The organism is Sphingomonas sp. (assembly GCF_013812825.1).
Classification (GTDB): domain Bacteria; phylum Pseudomonadota; class Alphaproteobacteria; order Sphingomonadales; family Sphingomonadaceae; genus Sphingomicrobium.
Genome location: NZ_JACCSU010000085.1, coordinates 1 through 5,115, shown reverse-complemented (window position 1 = coordinate 5,115; position 5,115 = coordinate 1). Strand labels below are relative to the sequence as shown.

Sequence of the window (5,115 nt, the reverse complement as noted above, 5' to 3'; positions counted from 1 at the left end):
GCGGCGCGCGACGCGGCGCTGATGGCGCGCGTCGAGCGAGCAATGGCGCAGCTCCGGGCGGCGATCGGCGGCGGGCGTCCGGTCACCGAAGTGCGCGAGCGGGTGCGCGCGCTCGACGCCTTGTTCGCCGACACCGAGCGGGCGCTCGCCCCGAGCAAGGCCGGCAACGCTTCGGCGTTCCTCGGCGCCTTCACCATCCTGCTTCGCGAGGGCCTCGAGGCGCTTCTGATCATCGTCGCCATGCTGACCTTCCTGCGCAAGGCGGAGCGCCCGGAGATGCTGCGTACCGTGCACTACGGATGGATCGCGGCGCTCGCCGCCGGTCTCGCCACCTGGTGGGCGGCGACCCATTTGCTGACCATCAGCGGCGCCAGCCGCGAGCTGACCGAGGGCTTGGGCTCGATCCTCGCCGCGCTGATCCTGCTGTTCGTCGGCATCTGGATGCACGGCAAGGCGCAGGCCAACGAATGGCAGCGCTACATCAAGGCCAGGCTCGGGGCAGCGCTGTCGAAACGGTCCGCCTGGTTCCTGTTCCTGCTCGCCTTCGTCGCCGTCTACCGCGAGGTGTTCGAGACCATCCTGTTCTTCGCCGCCCTGTCGGCCGAGGGCAATGTCGGAGCACTGGTCGCCGGCGGGGCCGCCGGGCTGATCGTGCTGGCGGGAATCGCCCTCGCCATGTTCCGCTTCAGCGCGCGGCTGCCGATCGCCAAATTCTTCGCCTACAGCTCGGCGCTGATCGCCGTCCTCGCGGTGGTGCTGGCCGGCAAGGGCGTTGCCGCGCTGCAGGAGGCGGGACTGCTTGGGCTGACCCCGGTCGAGGCCGCGCCCCGCATCGCCATTCTCGGCCTTTATCCGACCCTCGAGGGCCTCGCCGCGCAGGCCGCGACGCTGGTGATTCTGCTGCTTGGCTTTGGCTGGAACCGCCGCGAGAGCCGCCGCCTTGCGGTCGCCTGAGGGCGGTTCTATCGAGGCCTTTCAGGGCGAAAAATTCGGAAGGAAGCGGCAATGGCGGGCGTCAACAAGGTGATCCTGGTCGGCAACCTGGGCGCGGACCCGGAGGCCCGGTCGCTGCCGAGCGGAAGCGAGGTCGTCAACCTGCGAGTCGCGACGTCCGAGAATTGGAAGGACAAGGACGGCAACCGCCAGGAGCGCACCGAGTGGCACCGGGTCACGATCTTCAACGAGAACCTCGGGCGCGTCGCCAAGAACTATCTCCGCAAGGGCTCAAAAGTTTATCTCGAAGGCCAGCTTCAGACCCGCAAGTGGACCGACCAGTCGGGTCAGGAGAAATTCTCGACCGAGGTCGTCCTGCAGAATTTCCGCGGCGAGCTGGTGCTGCTCGACAGCCGCGAGGGCGGCGGCGGCTCGCGCGGCGGCGGCGGCGATTTCGCTGAGGATTTCGGTGGCGGTGGAAGCTCCGGCGCAAGCAGCCGGGCCCAGCGCCCGCAACCCGCCGCGTTCGACACCGACCTCGACGACGACGTCCCGTTCTAGAGTTCGGCTGTCCTAGGCCTCGCCGCCTCCGAGCCCTTTCTTCAGCTTGGCCAGCGCCGCGAACGGGCCGGCTTGTTCCTCGCTGAGCACGCCCGCCTCCCGCAGCGCGGCTTCGGCCGAGGCGCTCCTGGGATAGGGGTCGAGGCTGAGCGCCAGGGTATCGGCGATCGCGGTCCCGAGATCGATCGCGGCGCCGTCATGGAACACCACGTCGCAATCCTCGGGCCGCAGCTCGACCTCCTCGGGCACTTCCCCCGCCCGCGGCTCGGGCACGAAGGCGATCTCGAACGGTTCGTCGACATGGGCGGCCACCGGCTCGCCGGTGACGACGCAGCGCTGCTCGAGCGAGGCGGCGACTCGGCCGCAGGCGCGGACCGTGTCGCCCTCGCGCGCCAGGCTCGCGTGCGCTTCGAGCCGGTCCAGCGAAGGCAGGGACAGCCGCTGCGCGATCGCCCGGCGCTCGGGCTCGTCGGCGACGAGGTCGACCCGCTCGCCGTCGCGGATCCGGTCGAGGGTCAGGCGATGGGCGAAATCCTCGATCATCGGATCCTCCCTTCGGCCAGCGCGTCGTCGGAAGCCGCCGCGAGCGCGGCCCAGATTTTTCGAAGCGCCGCCCCGCAATGCGCAAGCGCCTCGGGCGAATGCGTGTTGGCCGAAAGGCTGGCGGCCACCGCTTCATCCCACTGGCCGCGATCGATCGCCTGGCGCCACAGCTCGACGCGGCGGGCGAGCGACCCGACCAGCTTGCGCACCGTCCTGCCGAGCGCCGGGTCGCCGAGGCCGAGCTCGCGGTGCTCGGCGTCCATCGCCTCGACGAAGCGCTCGGCGAGCGCCACCGCCTCCATCCGAGCCGGCTCGCCGCCGCGCTCGAGCCGGACGGTGGCCAGCGCGACGATCGTCGCCAGCACCGCGAACCGCCCGTCGAGGCTGTCCGGGACTTCGCCATCGACATACCAGTGGGGGCGCCGAGCCTCGCCGACCAGCGCGGCGAACAAGGCGCTGCCGCGGCTGGCGCCGCTCGACGTTAATCGCGGGAACAGGAAGCTAAGCATAATGTCCGTCGGTCGGTTCCAGTGGCGTCGGGCTTGCGCCTCTGCATGTCCGGCGCATATTGAGCCCAGCCGGCCGCGGCGCAAGCGTCACGCGTCACACATGCGCCCGGCACGGGCGAGGAGAGGTTCACGGAAAATGACAGCTGCGGTGTTCAAGAGAGCTCTGGCGGTCGCGGGCGCGGCCCTGCTGGCGGGCTTGTCGGGCGGATGCGCCGGCATTCACGAGCATCGCGGAGCGGTCATCGACCGCGAGCTCGCCTCGGCGATCCAGGTCGGCGTCGACAACAAGGAATCGGTCGCCAAGACGCTCGGGCGCCCGACCTTCACCGGCCAGTTCAACCCCAACGACTGGTATTATGTGTCGCGCGACACCAAGGCCGTCGCGTTGCGCGGGGTCGGCGTCGTCGACCAGACCGTGCTCCACATCCGCTTCGATCAGGCGGGCAACGTGGCCGTCGTCAACCGCAGCGGCAAGGAGCTGATCGCCTCGATCAATCCGGACAACGCCAGGACCCCGACCCTGGGCCGCAAGCGCAGCTTCTTCGACGAGCTGTTCGGCAATATCGGCACCATCAGCCAGCCCGGGCTTCCCGGCAGCCAACGCGGGCAATAAGGCACCGCGCGGCCTCGCGGGGCCGCGTCTTTCTCACCGCGCGGCTTTGGCCTAAGCGGTTGCCCATGACCGCCACTCCCGCCGGCATGACCTATGCCGACTATCTCGCGCTGGACCGGCTGCTGAGCGCTCAGAAGCCGCTGTCGGGCCTCCACGACGAGATGCTGTTCATCGTCATCCACCAGACCAAGGAGCTGTGGCTCAAGCAGATGCTTCACGAGCTGCGCCTGGCCATCGCGCTGCTCGACGAGGACCATTACGCCGCCTCCTACAAGGCGATGGCGCGGATCGGCCGGATCCAGTCGGTGATGACCCTGTCGTGGGATGTCCTGTCGACCCTGACTCCGGTCGACTACACCGCGTTCCGCGACGTCCTCGGCACCTCGTCGGGCTTCCAGTCGGTGCAGTTCCGCGAGCTCGAATACCGGCTCGGGATCAAGGACCCGCGCTTCCTCGAACATTATTCGCCAGGCAGCGATGCCCGAGTGCGGCTGGAATCGGCGCTCGAGGAGCCGAGCCTTCGCGATTCGTCGCACGCCGCGCTCGAGCGCTCCGGCTTCGATCTCGGCGACCGCTCCGAGGCGGCGGTCGGCGACGCCTGGCTGCAGGTCTACAAGGACGCCGACCGCTGGTTCGATTTGTATCAGCTGGCCGAGAAGCTCGTCGACCTCGACGACGCGCTGGCGATGTGGCGGCACAAGCATGTGCTGACCGTCGAGCGGATCATCGGCAACAAGCCCGGGACCGGCGGCTCGCCCGGCGCGGCCTATCTTCGCTCGACGCTCGACAAGCGCGCCTTTCCCGAACTGTGGTCGATGAGGACCGGTCTCTGAGTTTCAAGCCGCTCTTCGAGCGCAGCCTGGCCGCCGACCCGGAGCGGCTGCACATGGCGGCGCACAGCCATCATCTGTGGCCGGACGCGAGCTTCGAGGGGCAGGTCGAATGCTGGCAGGACGCGGCCCGCCTCGCCGACCGCAAATGGGACAAGGTGATGGGCGAGGTGTGGCCCGAGGCCCAGCGCCACGTCGCCGCCGAGCTCGGCACCGGCGACCCGGACTCGTTGCTGTTCGCGTCCAGCACCCACGACTTCCTCGTCCGGCTGGCGGCCGCGGCCCCCCGCTCCGACCCGCGGCGGCTGCGGGTGCTGACCAGCGACGGCGAGTTCCACAGCGCCCGGCGCCAGCTCGCGCGCTGGGCCGAAGACGGCTGGCTCGAGCTCGACACCGTCGCCGCGCAGCCGTTCGACGATTTCACCGACCGCTTTCTCGCCGCCGCGCGGGGCAGCCGCCACGACCTGGTGCTCGTCAGCCAGATCCTGTTCGGCAGCGGCCGGCGCTTCGACGGGGTCGAGGAGCTGGCGCCACTGGCCCGGCCGGGCGGCCCGTGGGTGGTGATCGACGGCTACCACGCGTTCATGGCGATCGAGACTCCGCTCGGCTCGGCCGCCGCTCGATCGCTGTTCTATCTCGGCGGCGGGTACAAATATGCGATGGCCGGCGAGGGCTGCGCGTTCCTCCACGCGCCGCCGGCCTTCGGCCCGCGGCCGCCGATCACCGGCTGGTTCGCCGAGTTCGAGGACCTGACCCTGCCGCCCGGCTCGGTCGGCTACTCGGCCGACGCGATGCGGTTTATGGGCGCGACCTTCGATCCCTCGGCGCTGTACCGGTTCAACGCCGTCCGGCGGATGCTCGCCGACAACGCTCTGACGACGCCACGCATCTCGGCCCATGTCGAGCGCTTGCAGCGCCGGCTCGTCGAGGCGATCGAGTCCACCGCGCTCGGCGCCGCCGAGCTGCTCAACCCGCTCGATGCCGATTTGGATGGCCGCCCGCACGCGCGCTTCCTCGCCTTTCGAAGCGCCGACGCCGCGGCCTGGCACGACCGGCTCGCGGCACAAAACTGCATCACCGACGTTCGCGGGGACGTGCTGCGCATCGGCCTCGGCCTGTATCACGA

7 protein-coding genes are annotated in these 5,115 nt (G+C 69.8%); 5 read left to right on the top strand and 2 right to left on the bottom strand.

The genetic code is table 11. The annotated features are described in order from the left end of the window. Positions 1 to 954, top strand: a 954-nt coding sequence (locus H0T81_RS11545; RefSeq protein WP_294013299.1) for an FTR1 family protein, incomplete at its 5' end; no start/stop codon positions are given. A gap of 51 nt (positions 955 to 1,005) precedes the next feature. Then, a complete protein-coding gene (gene ssb, locus H0T81_RS11540) occupies positions 1,006 to 1,494 on the top strand; it encodes a single-stranded DNA-binding protein (RefSeq protein WP_294013296.1) in 489 nt (162 codons plus the stop codon). A gap of 12 nt (positions 1,495 to 1,506) precedes the next feature. On the opposite strand, the gene H0T81_RS11535 is transcribed toward ssb, so the two are convergent. After that, positions 1,507 to 2,037 carry a DUF177 domain-containing protein gene (locus tag H0T81_RS11535; protein WP_294013293.1) on the bottom strand — a complete coding sequence of 177 codons (531 nt, stop codon included), beginning with the start codon at positions 2,035 to 2,037 and terminating at the stop codon, positions 1,507 to 1,509. Beyond that, on the bottom strand, positions 2,034 to 2,546 hold the full coding sequence (locus H0T81_RS11530; RefSeq protein WP_294013290.1) for a ubiquinol-cytochrome C chaperone family protein: 513 nt from the start codon (positions 2,544 to 2,546) through the stop codon (positions 2,034 to 2,036). The genes H0T81_RS11535 and H0T81_RS11530 overlap by 4 nt, the downstream gene beginning before the upstream one ends. Positions 2,547 to 2,682: 136 nt before the next feature. On the opposite strand from H0T81_RS11530, the gene H0T81_RS11525 reads away from it, so the two are divergent. The 3 genes from H0T81_RS11525 to H0T81_RS11515 form a co-directional block, all read left to right on the top strand. Then, positions 2,683 to 3,159: an outer membrane protein assembly factor BamE gene (locus H0T81_RS11525; RefSeq protein ID WP_294013287.1), complete on the top strand. Its 477-nt coding sequence runs from the start codon at positions 2,683 to 2,685 to the stop codon at positions 3,157 to 3,159. 65 nt (positions 3,160 to 3,224) lie between these two features. Then, positions 3,225 to 3,992 carry a tryptophan 2,3-dioxygenase gene (locus H0T81_RS11520; RefSeq protein WP_294013284.1) on the top strand — a complete coding sequence of 256 codons (768 nt, stop codon included), beginning with the start codon at positions 3,225 to 3,227 and terminating at the stop codon, positions 3,990 to 3,992. Beyond that, a partial coding sequence (locus tag H0T81_RS11515; RefSeq protein ID WP_294013281.1) for a class V aminotransferase occupies positions 3,968 to 5,115 on the top strand: 1,148 nt, incomplete at its 3' end. The genes H0T81_RS11520 and H0T81_RS11515, both read left to right, overlap by 25 nt.

Bases quoted from the DNA above. Each gene is read 5' to 3' on its own strand.
- ssb (WP_294013296.1), top strand. From the start codon at position 1,006: ATGGCGGGCGTCAACAAGGTGATCCTGGTCGGCAACCTGGGCGCGGAC.
- H0T81_RS11535 (WP_294013293.1), bottom strand. From the start codon at position 2,037: ATGATCGAGGATTTCGCCCATCGCCTGACCCTCGACCGGATCCGCGAC.
- H0T81_RS11530 (WP_294013290.1), bottom strand. From the start codon at position 2,546: ATGCTTAGCTTCCTGTTCCCGCGATTAACGTCGAGCGGCGCCAGCCGC.
- H0T81_RS11525 (WP_294013287.1), top strand. From the start codon at position 2,683: ATGACAGCTGCGGTGTTCAAGAGAGCTCTGGCGGTCGCGGGCGCGGCC.
- H0T81_RS11520 (WP_294013284.1), top strand. From the start codon at position 3,225: ATGACCGCCACTCCCGCCGGCATGACCTATGCCGACTATCTCGCGCTG.